The sequence below is a fragment of the Brevundimonas sp. R86498 genome, assembly GCF_044598075.1.
Classification (GTDB): Bacteria; Pseudomonadota; Alphaproteobacteria; order Caulobacterales; family Caulobacteraceae; genus Brevundimonas.
In genome coordinates this window covers 1,351,295-1,367,852 of sequence record NZ_CP139004.1, presented here as the reverse complement: position 1 = coordinate 1,367,852, position 16,558 = coordinate 1,351,295, and the positions used below count along the sequence as shown (strand labels likewise).

Annotated in this window: 10 protein-coding genes and 2 pseudogenes; 7 read left to right on the top strand and 5 right to left on the bottom strand. The window is 67.6% G+C overall.

All coding sequences use genetic code 11. The features are described from left to right. Positions 1-100: 100 nt before the first annotated feature. The 7 genes and pseudogenes from SJY26_RS06780 (at position 101) to glk (ending at position 7,668) form a co-directional block, all read left to right on the top strand. Positions 101-835 carry a HisA/HisF-related TIM barrel protein gene (locus SJY26_RS06780; protein WP_396595369.1) on the top strand — a complete coding sequence of 245 codons (735 nt, stop codon included), beginning with the start codon at positions 101-103 and terminating at the stop codon, positions 833-835. Beyond that, the gene (hisF, locus tag SJY26_RS06775; RefSeq protein ID WP_396595368.1) at positions 832-1,599 is read left to right on the top strand and encodes an imidazole glycerol phosphate synthase subunit HisF; all 768 of its coding nucleotides are present in this window, start codon (positions 832-834) and stop codon (positions 1,597-1,599) included. The genes SJY26_RS06780 and hisF overlap by 4 nt, the downstream gene beginning before the upstream one ends. Positions 1,600-1,804: 205 nt before the next feature. Beyond that, a complete protein-coding gene (gene hisIE / locus SJY26_RS06770) occupies positions 1,805-2,428 on the top strand; it encodes a bifunctional phosphoribosyl-AMP cyclohydrolase/phosphoribosyl-ATP diphosphatase HisIE (RefSeq protein ID WP_396595367.1) in 624 nt (207 codons plus the stop codon). Between the two features lie 38 nt (positions 2,429-2,466). Continuing rightward, positions 2,467-3,928: pseudogene (gene zwf, locus SJY26_RS06765) on the top strand (glucose-6-phosphate dehydrogenase). A gap of 186 nt (positions 3,929-4,114) precedes the next feature. Then, positions 4,115-4,825 (top strand): 6-phosphogluconolactonase, encoded by a 711-nt coding sequence (pgl, locus tag SJY26_RS06760; protein ID WP_396595366.1) that lies wholly within the window; start codon positions 4,115-4,117, stop codon positions 4,823-4,825. Then, positions 4,825-6,700, top strand: a pseudogene (gene edd, locus SJY26_RS06755) (phosphogluconate dehydratase). Before pgl ends, edd begins: the two are co-directional and overlap by 1 nt. Beyond that, positions 6,697-7,668 carry a glucokinase gene (gene glk / locus SJY26_RS06750; protein WP_396595365.1) on the top strand — a complete coding sequence of 324 codons (972 nt, stop codon included), beginning with the start codon at positions 6,697-6,699 and terminating at the stop codon, positions 7,666-7,668. The pseudogene edd and the gene glk overlap by 4 nt, the downstream one beginning before the upstream one ends. A 39-nt stretch (positions 7,669-7,707) precedes the next feature. On the opposite strand, the gene SJY26_RS06745 is transcribed toward glk, so the two are convergent. The 5 genes from SJY26_RS06745 to SJY26_RS06725 all read right to left on the bottom strand — a co-directional run bounded on the left by SJY26_RS06745 (position 7,708) and on the right by SJY26_RS06725 (position 16,555). After that, positions 7,708-10,221 (bottom strand): TonB-dependent receptor domain-containing protein, encoded by a 2,514-nt coding sequence (locus SJY26_RS06745; protein WP_396595364.1) that lies wholly within the window; start codon positions 10,219-10,221, stop codon positions 7,708-7,710. A gap of 161 nt (positions 10,222-10,382) precedes the next feature. Continuing rightward, on the bottom strand, positions 10,383-11,219 hold the full coding sequence (locus SJY26_RS06740; RefSeq protein ID WP_396595363.1) for a DUF1295 domain-containing protein: 837 nt from the start codon (positions 11,217-11,219) through the stop codon (positions 10,383-10,385). Between the two features lie 41 nt (positions 11,220-11,260). Continuing rightward, positions 11,261-11,617 carry a hypothetical protein gene (locus tag SJY26_RS06735; RefSeq protein WP_396595362.1) on the bottom strand — a complete coding sequence of 119 codons (357 nt, stop codon included), beginning with the start codon at positions 11,615-11,617 and terminating at the stop codon, positions 11,261-11,263. An 11-nt stretch (positions 11,618-11,628) separates the two neighbouring features. Next, complete coding sequence (hmgA, locus tag SJY26_RS06730) at positions 11,629-12,924, bottom strand: homogentisate 1,2-dioxygenase (RefSeq protein WP_396595361.1); 1,296 nt, start codon at positions 12,922-12,924, stop codon at positions 11,629-11,631. Positions 12,925-12,979: 55 nt separating this feature from the next. Beyond that, positions 12,980-16,555, bottom strand: a complete 3,576-nt coding sequence (locus SJY26_RS06725) for an ABC transporter permease/M1 family aminopeptidase (protein WP_396595360.1) — start codon at positions 16,553-16,555, stop codon at positions 12,980-12,982. Positions 16,556-16,558 lie beyond the last annotated feature (3 nt).

The window sequence follows — 16,558 nt, the reverse complement described above, 5'->3', positions numbered from 1 at the left end:
AGATTGTGCCTGAACAGATCGCCTTCGGCGCCGCTGCGTCCCCCGGTCTGCGCCGCGAAGTCGCGGCTAGCCGGAGGATGACGAAAGCAATGGAAACAGAATGATCGTCTATCCCGCCATTGATCTGCGCGCCGGGGTCTGTGTCCGGCTGATGCATGGCCGGTTTGATCAGGTCACGGAGTATGACGCTGATCCCGCTGCGCGGCTGGCGGCCTTCGTCGGCGAGGGCGCGACCTGGGTTCACATCGTCGATCTGGACGGGGCCGAGGCCGGCCGGGCGGTGCAGCATGCGCTGATCGGAGCGCTGGCGACGGGCTCGACAGCCCGCATCCAGTCAGGCGGCGGCGTCCGCACGGTCGAGGATGTCGAGCGGCTGCTGGACGCGGGCGTGACGCGCGTGGTGGTCGGATCGCTGGCCGTCACCCAGCCCGAGGCGGTCGCCGGGTGGCTGGCGCGGTTCGGGCCGGAACGGCTGACCCTCGCCTTTGACGTCCGGGTCGGGGAGGATGGGGTGCCGACGCCCTCGCTGAAGGGCTGGACCGAGGCCGCCGGGCTGGACCTGTGGGCGGCGCTGGACCGGTACCCGGCGGGAACGCTGGGCCATGTGCTGATCACCGATGTGGGCCGCGACGGGGCCCTGACCGGGCCCAATCTCGATCTGCTGGGCGAGGCGCGGCGTCGGCGGCCCGATCTGAGGATCCAGGCCTCGGGCGGGGTGTCCTCGCTGGACGACCTGACCGCCGCCCGGGCCATCGGCTGTGACGGAGCCATTGTTGGCCGCGCCATCTACGAGGGTCGCTTCACGGCCCGCGAGGCGATACAGGCCTGCGCATGACGGCGAGACGCATCATCCCCTGCCTGGACGTGAAGGACGGACGCGTCGTCAAGGGCGTCCGCTTCGAGGGCCATGTCGACATGGGCGACGCCGGGGAACTGGCCGCCCGCTATCGCGACGCCGGGGCCGACGAACTGGTCTTCTACGACATTACCGCCAGCCCCGAGGGCCGGACGCTGGACTATGGCTGGGTGCGGGACATCGCCCGGTCGCTGGACATTCCCTTCTGCGTCGCCGGCGGCATCCGCACGGTCGACCAGGCCGCCGCCTGTCTGGACAACGGCGCCGACAAGGTCTCGATCAACTCCCCGGCGCTGGAGCGGCCCGAGCTGATCACCGAGATGGCCGAACGGCTGGGCAGCCAGTGCGTCGTCGTCGGCGTCGATTCCCGGCGCGAGGACGGCCACTATGTCGTGCACAAGTACACCGGTGACCCCGACAGCCGCCGGCTGGCCGGCCGGCGCACCATGGACTGGATCGTCGAGGCCCAGGAACGGGGCGCGGGCGAGATCGTGCTGAACTGCATCGATCAGGACGGGGTGAAGAAGGGCTATGACACCGCCCAGCTGTCCGACGCCCGGGCGCGGCTGACCATCCCCCTGATCGCCTCGGGCGGCGCGGGGGCGATGTCGCATTTTCTGGATGTGTTCGACCGGGCCAATGTCTCGGGGGCGCTGGCCGCCAGCGTCTTCCACTCGGGCCAGATCACCGTGCCGGACCTGAAGGCGTTTCTGGCCGGCGCGGGTGTGGAGGTGCGGTCGTGAGTATCCCCGCGCCAGCCCTTCCCCCATTCTTCATGGGGGAAAGCGGTCCGTCTTCGGCGCAGCCGAACAGGACCGATGGGGGAATTCTTCTGGCTCAGGGCGAAGCAAGGCTGAACTTCCCCCATCGGTCCTGGATCGCTCCGCGATCAACGGACCGCTTTCCCCCGCAAGCGGGGGAAGGGCGAAACTCCGCCCGGAGCATGAAATGATCGACCCCTCCACCCTCGACTTCGCCAAGGGCGACGGCCTGATCCCGGCGGTGGTGCAGGACGCCGACACCCTGCAGGTGCTGACCCTGGCCTATATGGACCGGGCGGCGCTGGACGAGACGATCGAGAGCGGCGAGGCCACCTTCTTTTCGCGCTCGCGTGGCGGGCGGTGGAGGAAGGGTGAGACCAGTGGCAACCGGCTGACCGTCGTGTCGATCACGCCGGACTGCGACGGGGACGCGCTGGTGGTGGCGGTGCGGCCGATGGGACCGGCCTGCCATCTGGGCACGACCAGCTGCTTCGGCAGCGACGACGCGCCGGGTCTGGGGCGGATCGCGCGGCTGGAGCGGACCATCGCCGAACGGGCCGCCGCCGATCCCGCCACCAGCTGGACGGCGCGCCTGCTGGCCGAGGGCCCCAAACGGGCGGCGCAGAAGGTCGGCGAGGAGGGCGTGGAGACGGCCCTGGCCGGCGCCGCAGGCCCCGTCGAGGAAGTGGCATCGGAAGCCGCCGATCTGGTCTATCACCTGCTGGTACTGTTACGGGCGCGTCAAATGTCGTTTCAGGACGTTCTGGACGTGTTGGCCTCGCGCGCCCGACCGGCCACACACGCGGACTGACTTCGGGGCCCCTGCCCCGGCAAGGATGAGGAGCAGGCATGACGGCTCTGGTGCTGTTCGGTGGCGGCGGCGATCTGGCCATGCGGATGCTGCTGCCCTCGCTCTATTTCCTCGAGCACGACGGCCTGCTGCCCGAGGGGCTGAAGATCATTGGCGCGGCCCGCTCGGAAGAGAGCCGCGAGGAGTATGTCGGCAAGGTCCGCGCCGCCGTCGAGGGCAAGGCCCGGGCCGACGACGCCTGGTCGGACGAGACCTGGGCCCGGCTGGACGGCCGGCTGGACTATCTGGCGGTCGACGCCACCTCGGCCGAGAGCCTGAAGCCGCTCAAGGACAAGGTCGGGTCCGGCCCCTGCACCAGCTTTCTGGCGGTGTCGCCGTCGCTGTATGCGAAGATCGTCACGGCCATGCGGGCGGCGGGCCTGGCCGAGCCCGAGGACCGGGTGGTGCTGGAAAAGCCGGTCGGCCGCGATCTGGAGAGCTTCCGCGCCATCGACGACGCCGTGGCCGATGCCTTCAGCGAACAGCAGGTGTTCCGCATCGACCACTATCTCGGCAAGGAGACGGTCCAGAACCTGATCGCCCTGCGGTTCGGCAATGTGATCTTCGAACCGCTGTGGAACAATCTGTCGATCGACCACGTCCAGATCACGGTCGGCGAAACGGTCGGGGTCGGCGATCGCTGGCCGTACTATGACGAATACGGTGCCCTGCGCGACATGCTGCAGAACCACATGCTGCAGCTGCTGTGCCTTGTGGCCATGGAGCCGCCGTCCGACCTCGACCCCGACTCGGTTCGCAACGAGAAGGTCAAGGTGATTCGCTCGCTGCGGCCCATCACCGACCGGGACGCCGAACGCACCACGGTGCGGGGGCAGTATGTGTCCGGCACGGTCGATGGAAAGCGCGTGCCCGGCTATGACGAGGAGCGGGGGTCGGACTCGGACACCGAGACCTTCGTGGCCCTGCGGGTCGACATCGACAACTGGCGCTGGGCGGGGGTGCCCTTCTTCCTGCGGACCGGCAAACGCCTGCCCGAGAAGCGCACCGAGATCGTGATCCAGTTCAAGCCGGTGCCGCATTCGATCTTCGGCGACAACGGGAGCGAGGACGACAGCGCCAACCGCATGATCATCGAGCTGCAGCCCGAGGAGGACATCAGCCTGACGGTCATGAACAAGAAGCCGGGGCTGGACCAGCGGATGCAGTTGCAGCCGATCCAGATGAGCCTGTCGTGGGGCGTGGGTGGAAAGGACGCCAAGCCGCCGCGTCGCCGGATCGCCTATGAGCGGCTGTTGCTGGACGCCCTGAACGGGGACTTCGACCCTGTTCGTGCGCCGCGACGAGGCGGAAAAGGCGTGGGAATGGGTCGACGGCGTGTCCCAGGCCTGGGTCGACGGCCAGGTGAAGCCCCAGCCCTATCGCGCCGGCACCTGGGGTCCGGACACGGCCGAGATGCTGATCGTACGCACCGGCCGGGACTGGAACACCACCGATGCTTGAGATTTCGCAGAAGCCCTTCCCCCATCCTTCATGGGGGAAAGCGGCCCGTCGATCGCGCAGCAATCCAAGGCCGATGGGGGAAGTCTTGCTTGCCTCCGCCAAAGAACAAATTCCCCCATCGGTCCTGTTCTCGCTTCGCTCGAAGACGGACCGCTTTCCCCCGCAAGCGGGGGAAGGACTGCACCTATGACCCACGAACTCGAAACCTTCCCCACACTCGACACCTGGGCCGCGACGATCGCGGGTCGGCTGGAGGAGACGCTGGGGGCCGCAGTCCTCGCCAACGGCCGGGCCCTGTTCGCCGGGCCGGGGGGATCCACGCCGTCGCCGGTCTATGAGCGGCTGGCCCGGGCCGACATCGGCTGGGACCGGATCGCGGTGACCCTGGTCGACGAGCGCTATGTGCCCGAGAGCGATCCGGAGTTGAACGCCCGGCTGATCCGCGACACGCTGCTGCAGGGCCCGGCGGCGGCGGCGACCTTCATCCCCCTCTACCACCCCGAGGTGACCGTCGACCGGGCAGCGGCGGTGGCGGCCCATGCCCTGGCCGGGGCGGGCGGCCGGTTCGACGCCGTCTTGCTGGGCATGGGCGAGGACGGCCACATCTGTTCGATGTTCCCGAACAGCCCGACGCTGAAGACCCTGCTGACCCCGACCCTGAAACCGACGGTGCTGGGTGTGCCCCATGGGCGCGACGGGGCGGCCCCCAGCCTTGAGCGGATCTCGATCAATCTGCCGTATCTGATGTCGGCGGAGCGGGTAATCCTGGGCCTGAAGGGCGCGGCCAAGCGTTCGGTGTTCGAGCGCGAGGCCGATGGCGACCCGGCCGTGCAGCCGATCGCGGCGATGATCGCGGCGAAGGTCCCCCTTGAAGTCGTCTGGACGGAGGCCGCGTGATGGCCCTTCACCCTGTCGTGGCGGAAGTCACCCAACGCATCGTCGAACGGTCGCGCGAGACGCGCGCCGACTATCTGCGCCGCATGGACGCCGCGCGGGACTCGGGCATCGGCCGGGCCAAGCTGAGCTGCGCCAACTGGGCCCATGCCTTCGCAGGCCAGACCGTGGCCGACAAGCTGACGGCCATGACCGGCAAGACGCCCAATGTCGGAATCGTCACCGCCTACAACGACATGCTGTCGGCGCATCAGCCGTTCGAACGCTTCCCCGCCGTCATCCGCGAGGCGGTACGCGAGGTCGGGGCCACGGCCCAGGTCGCGGGCGGCACACCCGCCATGTGCGACGGCGTCACCCAGGGTCGCCCGGGCATGGAGCTGAGCCTGTTCAGCCGCGACGTCATCGCCATGTCGGTCGGGGTCGCCCTGACCCACGACGCCTTCGACGCGGCCATGATGCTGGGCGTGTGCGACAAGATCGTGCCGGGCCTGTTCATGGGGGCCTTGGCGTTCGGCCACCTGCCCGTCGTCTTCGCCCCCGCCGGGCCGATGCCCTCGGGCATTCCCAATGCCGAGAAGGCCCGGGTCCGGGCCGAATATGCGCAGGGCAAGGTCGACCGCGCCGAACTGCTGGCCTCCGAGATCGGGAGCTACCATTCGCCCGGCACCTGCACCTTCTACGGCACCGCCAACTCGAACCAGATGATGATGGAGCTGGGCGGGCTGCACATGCCGTCCACCGCCTTCGTCCATCCCGAGACCGGCCTGCGCGACGCCCTGACGGCGGCGGCGGCGAAGCGGTCGGTCGAGCTGGCCCAGTCGGGCGAATGCCGCATGGCCGACGTCGTCGACGAGAAGTCGGTCGTCAACATGATCGTGGCCCTGCTGGCCACCGGGGGATCGACCAACCACGCCATCCATCTGGTCGCCATGGCCCGGGCGGCGGGGGTGCTGATCGACTGGACAGACATGGACCAGCTGTCGTCGGTGACGCCGCTGCTGGCCCGGGTCTATCCCAACGGCTCGGCCGATGTGAACGCCTTCCAGGCGGCCGGCGGCGTGGCCTTCGTGGCCCGCGAACTGGCCCAGGCCGGCCATATCCACTCCGACGTCATGACCATCATGGGCCGGGGCATCCATCATTACTTCCAGGAGCCGGCGATGATCGACGGCCAGCTGGTCTGGAAGGACGGGGTGGCCGAGAAGTCTCGATCGCGACATCCTGCGCCCCGCCTCCGACCCGTTCGACACCGAGGGCGGCCTGCGTCTGGTCAAGGGCAACCTCGGCCGCGCCGTCATCAAGATCTCGGCGGTCAAGCCGCAGCACCGGATCGTCGAGGGCCCGGCCCGGGTGTTCGACGCCCAGGAAGAGGTGCTCGCCGCCTTCCAGCGCGGCGAGCTGGACACGGGCGGCGTCATCGTCCTGCGGTTCCAGGGGCCCAAGGCCAACGGCATGCCCGAGTTGCACTCCCTGTCGCCCCTGATGAGCGTTCTGCAGGACCGGGGCGTGCCGATCGCCCTGGTCACCGACGGCCGCATGTCCGGGGCCTCGGGCAAGACCCCGGCCGCCATCCATGTCAGTCCGGAAGCGCTGGATGGCGGACCGCTGGCCTTCGTGCACGAGGGCGATCTCGTCCGGCTCGACGCCGAGGCCGGGGTCCTGACCGTGGCCGCCGACCTGTCGACCCGCGAACGGGCCCGGCCCGCGTCCGTCCAGAGCTGGGGCTATGGCCGCGAGCTGTTCGGGGCCTTCCGCGCCGTCGTCTCCTCGGCCGAACAGGGGGCCTCGGTCTGTTTCGTGGCCGAACCCACCCAGCAACAACCAGAGATCCGCGACGTAGCGGACGCCAATGTCCAGGACCGGGAAATCGACGCATGAGTAACGGCAAGACGCTTCTGGTCGGTGACGTTGGCGGCACCAATGCCCGCTTCGCCATCGCCCGCATGGTCGATGGCAAACCGGTCCTCGACCACCATGAGAGCTTTCCCGCGGACCAGTATCCGACCTTCCTGAAGGGCGTCGCCGCCTTCGTCGACGGCTGCGAGGTCAAGCCGACCGGCGGCGTCATCGCCGTGGCCGGGCCGGTCGAGGACGGGGCCATCGACCTGACCAACAGCCCCTGGGCGGTGTCGGAGACCGAGTTGCAGACCCTGGGCCTGAACCCGGTCAAGCTGATCAATGATTTCGAGGCCCTGGCCTGGGGCGCGCCGATCATCCCGGCGGACAAGCTGGAGCGCCTCGGCGGGCCCGAGGCCGGCGACCCCCATGCCACCATCGCCGTGCTGGGACCCGGCACCGGCTTCGGCGTCTCGGCCCTGGTGCGCGACGCCCACGGCAAGGAGATGGCCATGCCGTCGGAAGGCGGCCATGCCTGTTTCCCGCCGGGCGACCCGGTCGAGGACGAGATCCTGCGCATCCTGCGCCGCCGCTATGACCGGGTCTCGATCGAGCGGCTGATCTGCGGGCCGGGCCTGTTGAACATGCACCGCGCCCTGGCCGAGATCGACGGTCGCGAGACCCATATCGATGATCCGGCCGAGATCACCACCACCGCCCTGGCCGATCCGAACAGCCCGTGCGGGGCGACCCTCGCCCGGTTCTGCGCCATTCTGGGAGCCGTGGCCGGCGACATCGCCCTGACCACCGGCGCGCGCGGCGGGGTCTATATCGCCGGCGGCATCGCCCCACGCATCCTGCCCTTCCTGAAGGCCAGCCCGTTCCGCCAGCGGTTCGAGCGGAAAGGTCGGTTCAAGGACTATATGGCCGACATCCCGACCTGGGTGATCACCCACAAGCACGCGGCCCTGCTGGGGGCCGCGCGGGTCGCCTTCGCCGAGGCCGGATAGGGCTGCTGCGCCGCGAGGCGAGCAGCAGCCCTCCGGACCTCAGAAGTCGTACCGGGCCGAGAGGGACACCGTGCGGCCGTTGGCGGCCCGACCGCGGCCGACGCCGTTGGTCGGCACCGACCGTGACGTAATCTCGTACCAGGCCACCTCGTCGAACAGGTTGTTGGCGACCAGCATCAGCTGGACCCGGTCCAGCGGACGATACTGCACGAAGGCGTTGACCAAGGTGTAACCCGGCACCTTCAGGACATTCACGTCGTCGGACCAACTGCTCGTAGCCCCGATCAGGTTCGCCCCGACGGTGAAGTCCCGGGTCTCGTACACCGGGGTGGCCTGGAAGAGGAAGTCGGGCTGCCGGCGAGGCACCATCCCGGCGACCGCAGCATTGGCGCGGTCACTGACGATCTCCGCCTGGGTCCAGGTCACTCCGCCGGTAAAGCTGAACCCGCCCCGGCGGTAGGAACCCTCCGCCTCAACCCCATAGGCCGTGTACTCGCGGTCGGTGGTGATGGCCCCTGCCTGGACGTTGGTGTCCTCGGTATCGGCGGAGAAACCGGTAACGTTGAACGTCAGTTGCGGCGTGCGGTATTTAAACCCGCCCTCCAGCTGCTCGACGACGTCGTAGCCGTCCTCCGGATCGGGCATGCTGCCGTCGATGGTGCTGACCTTGCTGGAGAACAGGACCTTGTCAGCCGCCGCACGGGCACCGCGGCTGTACCGGGCGAACAGGGCGAACGGCTCCGCAACGCGGTAGGTGACGCCGGTGGAATAGCTGAGATAGTCGTAGTCGTAGTCGACCGGGGCCGGACGGTCGAGCGGCGTGAAGGCCGTACGGCCTTCGGCTACGGAGAACACGCCATCACCGTTAAAGTCGACCGGCATGATCCCGACACGACCGCCGCCCAAGTCAGCGCCAAACAGCTCGCCGCTGACCTGGCCCGTATCGTAGCGGAGGCTTGCCCCCACGGAGAACGGGCCAGAGCGATAGTTGACCGAGCCATAGGGCGCGGCAATCTCGTACTGGACGTCGTAGCGACGCCGGAAGAAGGCAGTACCGCCTGACCGGTTGAAGCCCAGATAACCGTCCTGGGACTGGGCCACCCCGGCGGCGTTGGTGAAGTTGATCAGGGCCGACTGGCCGTCGCCGGCGACGTCCTGCAGGTGGTTCGAATAGAGCCAGTCGCTGCGAAAGTTCTGGCGCGAGTTGTAAAGGCCGCCGGTCAGGGTCAGCTCGCCGCGGGGCAGGGTAAAGGCCCGGGTGGCGCGCAGGTCATTGATGAAGTTGCCGAGGTCACTGGAATCGATCCGGTTAAGGGCTGACGCCACGACCAGGCCGTTGCCGTTCAGGGTGCCGAGGCTGGAGATGACCTCGCCGGCGCGTGGGCCCGTGGCATAGGTGAAGGTGCCCGTCCCGCCCCCCAGAGAGGCCGGCAGGGCGCTACCGGAATAGATGTTCGAGACGAGGTTGCGGGTCGTTCCGCCGGCGATTTCCGAGTAACGGGCGCGGTGGGTGATGGTCCAGTCCGCGACGTCGAAGCGCGACTCGATACCGATGGACCGGACGTTGGCGTCCTGCCCCTGGCTGAGCGGCAGCACGGTCGGATTGTTGTCGGCGTCCAGCGTGATCAGATCGCCGAGATTGCCCGAGAGCATGGAGTCGCGGCGGACATCATAGCCCTCGAAGCTGCTGAAAACCGGATTGTCATTGGTGCCCGTGATCCGCACCGGGCCCCACAGATAGTGTGGCGAGCGATCGTCCAGATACTTGCCCGACAGGCGGACGTAGCCGTTGGCGAAATCCTTGGTGATGTTGAACCGGAGCTGGCCGCCCTCGTAAGCGTTGAAGCCGACATCCCGCTGGCCCTCGCCAGTGCGGTAGAAGCCCCCCATATGGAAGCGCAGGGTGTCGGTGATGGGCGAACCGTAGTGGAAGTCCACCCTGTCCATGTCGTAGTCGAGCCCGGTCGTCAGCTGGATCGCACCCCCCCTCACGTCCCCGGTCCGGGAGATCAGGTTGATGACGCCCCCCGGCGAGTTCGAGGCAAAGGTCGAAGCCGAACCGCCGCGAATGGCCTCCACCGCCGCGAGATTGAAGTCGGCCCGGATGAAGATGTCCGTGGCACCGTTGAAGAAGTCGCCAAACTCCAGGACAGGCAGGCCGTCCTCCTGGATCTGCATGTATTTCGAGCCGCCCGAGGCCAGGGGCAGGCCGCGGATGGTGTAGGCGGAGCTGCCGTCACCCGTCGAGGATTCGGTGCGGATGCCCGGGATATTGCGCAGGATGTCGCCCAGCGAGCGGGCCCCGAGGAGCTCGATCTCGCTCTGCTGCAGGCCGCTGGTCGAAGTGGCGCTGTCCAGCGGGTCGCGGCCCCGGGCCACACCGGTCGAGAAGACCTGAATCGGGTTGGCGAGAGTGGCCGGGGTGCGGGCGGGCTGGGCCTGGGTGACGACCAGCTCGGCGGCCCTGTCTCCGGGCTCTGCGGCGAGCGCCGGCGTCACGGATGATACAAGGACGACCGGCGCAAAGGCCAAATATACTGCTTTCGCTCTCATGGATTTCTCCTCCCGGATGAATAGCGCTTGCAGGACTCCTGTCGTCGACCGGTTAACGGGAAGCTAAAGAAATGACCATGTTCGTCGAAGTATGGCCAAGCTAGGTAGAACTACGGATTCTGAACGGCGATTACATAAGCCACTGGCGCACGAGACGTCGGTTATTGATCGCTCGTGGATGACAAGTCGGGCCGCTGACCTTTGGGCGGCCAAGGTATGAAGGCGCTGGTCCGGCGGATGTAGTCGGCATACCGGGGCTTGGTCCTGGCCGTCGACTTTTCGGTGATGCCGATGCCCGACCACTTCGTCAGGGTGAAGGTCAGGAAGATCGGGCCCAGGATGGAGGCGAGCCCGATCCAGCCGGTCTCGGCCGCGATCAGCCACAGCCCCCACCAGACGCAGGCGTCGCCGAAATAGTTGGGATGGCGGGTGTAGCGCCACAGGCCGGTGTCCAGCACCTTGCCCTTGTTGGCGGGGTCCTTTTTGAAGGCCGCCAGCTGGGCGTCGCCGATGCTCTCGAAGGCGATCCCGACGACGACGATCATGGCCCCGATCCAGCCGATCCAGCCCATGGGCGGCATGGGGGAGACCTGGCCCAGCTGGACCGGCAGGCTGGTCAACCAGGCCAGAGCCCCCTGCGGCAGGAAGACGAACAGCAGCGCCGTCTTACCGAAGCTCCAGCCCTGCCTCCGCTCCTGATGTTCGACGATGTCGGCATAGCGGCCATCCACGCCATGGGCGCGCCAGCGGCGGAACAGATGCCAGCCGAGGCGGAGAGCCCAGACCGCGCACAGCCACAGGATCAGCCCCTTGCGGACCGGATCGCCGTCCGTACGCGGAAAGGTGATCAGGGCCAGGAACAGCATCCCCAGCGGCCAGACCGCGTCGATGAAACTGACGTCCTTTAGCCTCAAGGCGAGGGTCCACAGCCCCGCCATGCCGGCCACGATCAGGATCAGGTTCAGGCCCAGCAGGGCGGCGAGCTCAGTCAGGGTCATGCGGCAGCAACGCTAGCACGGCCGGGGCGGATGCATCGGCCTCAGTCGATGCAGAGGGTCGGCTCGGCCTTGCCGTCCTCGACCCGGGTGGCGCAGCCGAAACGGTTGCTGGTCGGGGCGCACTGGCCGACCGCGGCTCCGCCATCCGGCACGCTGCCGGCCTCGGGCAGAAGGCAGTCGCCGCTGCACTGGTCACCGTCGGTGCAGCGCTGGCCGGCGTCCGCATAGCGGATCACGCACTGGATCGACTGCATCCGGCCCACGGGCTGCAAGGTGCCGCCCCGGGCCGCGCAGGCGGCCTCGGCACCCTGGGTCGGGGTCCCGGCGTCGGGAGCCTGTCCGGCCATCGGCGAACAGGCGGCGGCGGCTAGGGCGAGAGCGGCGATCAGCAGGCGCATCGAAGGTCCTTTCAGCGACCGACGTCGCCCTTGGCGAAACCGGTCCAGACATCATCGTAGTCAAGTTGCATCGTCGGCGTCGTTTGCGCCCATTCCGTGGTGCGGATCGGAAACCGCGTCTCGAACATGAAGGCCAGGGTGTTTTCGATCTTCACCGGCTTCAGATCGGCGGCGACCGCCTTCTCATAGCTGGCCTGGTCCGGCCCGTGGCCGCTCATGCAGTTGTGCAGACTGGCCCCGCCCGGCGCGAAGCCGCCCTCCTTCGCATCATAGGCCCCGGTCACCAGCCCCATGAACTCGCTCATGACGTTCCTGTGGAACCACGGCGGGCGGAAGGTGTCCTCGGCCACCATCCAGCGCGGCGGGAAGATGACGAAGTCGCAGTTGGCCGTGCCGGCCGTGTCCGACGGGCTGGTCAGGACGGTGAAGATCGAGGGGTCCGGATGGTCGAAACTGATTGTGCCGATGGTGTTGAAGCGGGCGGTGTCGTAGCGGTACGGCGCATGGTTGCCGTGCCAGGCGACTACATCCAGCGGGCTGTGGGCGAAGGTCGTGGTCCACAGGCGGCCACCGTATTTCTGGACGCATTCGGTCGGGCGGGCGACATCCTCGAACGCGGCCACCGGGGTCTCGAAATCGCGGGGGTTGGCCAGGCCGTTCGACCCGATCGGTCCCAGATCGGGCAGGCGAAAAGGCGCGCCATAGTTTTCGCAGACATAGCCCCGGATCGGCCCTTCGCACTCCACCCGGAACCGCACGCCGCGCGGGATGACCACGATGTGGCCGGGCGCGGCATCCATGCGGCCAAACTCGGTGACGAACACCGCTTCGCCCTGTTGCGGCACGATCAGCAGCTCGCCGTCGGCGTCGTAGAAGACCCGGTCCACCATCGACCGGTTGGCGGCGTACAGGTGGATGCCCACGCCGGTCTGGGCGTCGGCATCGCCATTGCCGCCATAGGTCACCAGCCCCTCGACCCAGTCGGTCGGTGCGTCCGGCATCGGCAGGGGATCCCAGCGCATGCGGTTCGGGCTGGGCGGGGCGTCATGGAACGGGCCCGAGCGGAGCAGACCCTGGGCGAAAGGTCGGTAGGCCGGATGCTGGGCCGAGGGCCGCAGCCGGTACAGCCAGCTGCGGCGGTTCTCGGACCGCGGCGCGGTGAAGGCCGTCCCGGACAGCTGTTCGGCATACAGGCCCATCGGCGTGGCCTGCGGCGAGTTGCGCCCGACCGGAAGGGCCCCGGGGACGGCCTCGGTGGCGAAGTGATTGCCGAAGCCGGTCAGATAGTCTGCGCTGTTCCGCGTCATATGAGTCTCCCGTCCCGGGCATAGCCGGTCCGGGCGGGCGGGTGAAGGACGCCCGTCAGTCGACACCCCTCACATTGTCGTCGGAGTTGCGATCGATCCATTTGTTGTAGGGATCGACCCCGGCGAAGCTCGGCTTGGTGGCCGTGGTGAAGCGGAAGGTCTGGGTTCCGCTGCGCAGGGGGCGCCGCTCGAACAGGATCACATCCTTTTCGTCGAAGGCCCGCTTGCCCGGTTCGGCGCTGAACAGGCCGATGTCGAAGGTCTCGTTCAGCGGGGCCTCGGTCTCCTCCCCCTCGCCATCGGCGTACAGTTTGCGCGCCTCCACCGTGACCGTCACATCCCAGCGTCCGTCGGCGCGTCGGCTGGCCGTCGAGGCGGTCGTCTTGACGTCATACAGGGTGATCCGTTCGAACAGGTCGGTGATCAGCGCCTGTTTGTCGGCCGGGGCCACGGCCCGCAGCGCCGCGACCAGGTCCAGCGAGCGCGGATAGGGCGCGCCCTGGAAGCCGAACCGCTGGATCAGCGTGCGCAGCGCCGCATTGACCCGATCCTCGCCGATCTGGTCCGCCAGCAGATACATGACCAGACCGCCCTTCTGGTAATGGATATAGCCCTGGTTCTCGACCCGGTAGAGCGGCAGCTCCTCCAGCCGCTCGGTTCCGCGCGCGCCGAGGTAGTTGTCGAGTTCATATTTCAGGAAGCGGCGGATGTTGTCGGGACCATAGGTCTGCTTCATCACCATCAGCGCCGAGTACTGGGCCAGGGTCTCGGACAGGCTGGTCGCGCCCTGCATATTGGCCCCCACCACCTGGTGCGCCCACCACTGATGACCCAGCTCATGGGCAGTGATGTAGGTGACGTAGTCGATCTTCTCGGGATTCCGGAAGTCGGCGATGAAGCCGATGTTTTCCGAGTACGGCATGGTGTTGGCGAAGGCCTGGGCGAACTGGCCGTAGGGGAATTCGATGATCCGGGCCTGACGGAACTGATAGGGACCGAAGGCCGGCTGGAAATAGTCCAGCCCCGCCTTCATCGCGGCGATCATGCGCGGCGCGTTCCGCTCATGGCCGGGCTGATGATAGACGGCCAGTTCGACGCCGTTATGGGTCTCCCGCAGCACCTCATAGTTGGCAGACTGCACCGAGAAAAAGTGCAGGATCGGGGCCTCGGTCACGAACCGGGCCGTGCGGCGGCCGCCCTCGGTGACGTCAGACACCTTGTAGCCCGGCGCGATCGGGGTCTGGTCCGCGACCGTGGTGACAGTGATGTCGGCGGTGACCCAGTCGGCGCCGATGTAATTCCTGCCCTGGGCCGAAGTGTCTTCCAGCTTGGCCATGCGCAGCTCGGCCGGCAGGCCGAACTTCCGCCGCTTGGTCCGGTCGGTCAGCAGGCCGTCGCGATCCATGCCGATCTGCGGCGCGAAGCCCGAGTTGTTGATGAAGGTGCCGTTGTCCACCAGGCTCCTGATCGCGCCACTGTTCGGGAAGCCCTTCTGGGTCAACAGGGTTTCGAACGACACGGTGCGCCGTTCGCCCGGAGCCATGGGGGTGGCGAACCGGTAGATGCGGTAGTCGAACCGCTCCCACTCGCGCGCCATGGTCGCGCCCTGGACCTCCAGCCGGACCATCTGCAGGTCGGAATCCAGCCAGCGCAGATGCATCTCGCTGAGCGGGGCACCGGTCCGGTTCTCGATCACATAACGGCCTGTGGTGACCAGACGGGGCGTGTGTGGGTCCAGATCCAGATCGAGCGTGACGCTGACGATCGACGGCTGGGGCGTGTCCTCGAAGGCCAGCAGGGTCTTTTCGTAGTCAGCCTGGAGGGTCTCGGACCAGTCGCGGCTGCGATACTCGTTCCAGACATTGGTGTTGACGAAGATGAAGCCGCCCAGACCGACGAAGGCCAGCAACGCCACAGCCGCAAGGCCACCGGCCGGCCCCTTCAGCCGGTGAGGCAGGCGCCTCAGCCTGGGCATGAAGCGGGTCTCGGTCCCCCGCCGCCAGAGCCCATAGGTCACGACCATCAGCAGGGTGGCGAAGGCGGTCCAGTAGGCGGTCAGCCAGTTGGCCGCAGTGCCGAAATCCCCGCGCCCGTTCATGTCCGACAGCGGCACCGCCGGCGTGGCCCCGTAGCGGTACAGAACATGGTCGAAGCCGAGGTTGGCCAGCACCAGGGTGCTGATCAGATAGACCACCATGATGGCCCAGCCGACGAATTTGTTCGGCGACATGGCCTGGATGAAGATGGCCAGCACGGCCAGAAGGGCATAGCTGATGGTCTCGGGCAGGACATACCAGAACAGATATTTGTCCAGTTCCAGCGCCACCTCGCCCTTGTAGAGCTGGACTGCGATGCCCGAGGCGACCGCCGCGAGCAGGACCGAAACCAGAACCAGGGTCAGCCCCAGAACCTTGGGCAGCAGGAAGGTCCAGTCGGGCGTGGGCGTGGAGTCCACGATCTCGTGGGTGCGCCGATCCCTGTCGCGCCAGACCAGTTCGCCGGCATAGTAGATGGCCACGATGATCGAGATGAGGCCGAAGGCACCGGTCAGGACCCCGATCACCGTGCGGGTGACCAGCAGGGTCGGGGTGCCAAAGGCCTCACCCGCAAACAGCAGGGCTGCGATCGCGTTGAACGCGCCCAGAACGATCAGCACCGCAAAGGCCGGGCTCCGGAAGATGAAGGCCATCTCGAACCCCGTGCGCCTGCGCAACTGGGCCCAGCCCGCGGCCAGACCATAGGAGGGGGCAGGCAGGGGGCCGGAAGGCGCGGCCGCGGCCGGTGCCTTTTCGGCGAGGGCCCGGAGCTTCTCGGTCTTTCCGGTTTTGGCTCCTCGCGCCGCCGGCCGGTACAGAACCGCGGCCGCGGCCAGGAACAGCAGCCCGACCCCGGTCCAGATCAGCCGGTTGTACAGCAGCACGCCGCTCAGCTCGGGCAGCCGCGTGTTGCGTTCGGCCGGGGTCCAGTAGCGCGAGACTTCGGCGAAAGCGGAAAGACCGAACGGCTCCAGCCAGGCCATGGCCGTGCGGAACTCGGGCCGGTCCAGCGAGGACGTCAGGGTCAGATAGACGATGAAGAAGGCGACGACCCCCACGTAGGTGGCCATCATCGACCGGGTCACGGTCGCCAGGGCGAAGAAGATCGCCGAGGTCAGGAACACCGCCGGCAGGCCGAACACCAGATAGGCAAAGGCATAGTCACCGGGCCGGAAGGCCCCCAGGGTCTCGCGATCGACCCAGGGCATCAGGGTCCCGGCCAGGGTCCCGATCGCGACACTGAGGAAACACAGGGCGACCGCCCCGAAGGCTCCGGCGAACCGCCCGTACAGATAGTCGAACTTCGTGACCTGACTGGCCTGGATCATGGGCCCGAAGCCGGTCGTGGCGTCGCGCGCCACCACATTGGCCACGATGGCCGTAGTGGCCAGCATGAAGAAGACGCCCATGATCAGATGGGTGATGATCAGCGAATAGGGCGAGTTCAGATTCGTATTGCCCCCGCCGGAGATGGAGATGTTGTCCCCTGCGGCGATCAGGCCGAACCCCAGCAGGCCGAACAGGATGGCGATGACCCAGAAAGCCGGCTGGCGCAGCTGGTAGCGGAATTCGAAGGCGGCGATTTTCCCGAACATCGT